A 1,225-nucleotide genomic window follows, 5' to 3' on the forward strand; every position below is an offset into this window, starting at 1 on the left:
TCGTCCAGTTCGCCCTCCCACTTGGCGACCACGGCGGCGGCGACGGAGTTGCCGACCACGTTGGTGGCGCTGCGGCCCATGTCCAGCAGGTGGTCGACGCCCAGCACCAGGGCGATCCAGGTCTCGGGCAGGCCGAAATAGGTCAGGGTGGCCATGATCACCACCAGCGAGGCGCGGGGCACCCCGGCGATGCCCTTGGAGGTCACCATCAGCAGCAGCAGCATGAAGATCTGCTGCTGGATCGTCAGGTGCACGCCGTGGGCCTGGAGGATGAACACCGTGGCGAAGGTGCAGTACAGCATCGAGCCGTCGAGGTTGAACGAATAGCCCAGCGGCAGGACGAACGAGACGATGCGGCGGCGGATGCCCAGCTTGGGCAGGGCGTCGAGGATGCGCGGATAGGCGGCTTCCGAGCTGGCCGTCGAGAAGGCCAGGAGGGCCGGCTCGCGGATCGCCCCGAACAGCGGGATCACCCGCTTGCCCAGCACGACATAGCCGGCGATGAACAGCAGGATCCACAGCGTGCCCATGGTGGCGTAGAAGCCCAGCACGAACTTGCCGTAGACGGCCAGCATCGAGATGCCCTGGGCGGCGATGGTCGAGGCCAGGGCGCAGAAGATCGCCAGCGGGGCCAGCTTCATCACGAAGCCGGTGACCTTGAGCATGATCTGGGCGCCCTGCTCGGCCAGCTCCAGGATGTGCGGGGCCTTGTTGTCGAGCGAGGCGACGGCGGTGCCGACGAACAGGCTGAACACCACGATCTGCAGGATCTCGTTCTTGGCCATGGCGTCGAAGATCGACACCGGCACCAGGTGGGTCAGGAAGCCCTGCAGGGTGAAGGTCTCGGTCGAGGCGGCCGGGGCGCCCGCGGCGGTGGCCGCCTCGGTCAGCACCAGGCCCGCGCCGGGGTGCAGCAGGTGGACCATCAGCAGGCCCAGCAGCAGCGACACCGCCGAGGCGCTGATGAACCAGCCCATGGTCTTGACGCCGATCCGCCCGACGGCGGCGGCGTCTTCCATGTGGGCGATGCCGGCCACCAGGGTGGTGAACACCAGCGGCGCGATGATCATCTTGATCAGCCGCAGGAACAGGTCGGTTCCCATCTTGAACCATTTGGCGGCCTCCTCGGCCCCCGCGGGGTCGAGATACTGGTTGCAGGCCCAGCCCACGGCGACCCCGAGGACCATGGAGGCGATGATCAGATAGGCAAAACGTTTGTTCATGG

At 67.0% G+C, this 1,225-nt stretch carries 1 protein-coding gene; it reads right to left on the reverse strand.

What is annotated here, in order from left to right:
• Positions 1-1,223, reverse strand: a 1,223-nt coding sequence (locus tag AC07NX_RS26185) for a dicarboxylate/amino acid:cation symporter (protein ID WP_494646050.1), incomplete at its 3' end; no start/stop codon positions are given.
• Positions 1,224-1,225 lie beyond the last annotated feature (2 nt).

The sequence above is a fragment of the Caulobacter sp. GW821-FHT09A05 genome, assembly GCF_059418465.1.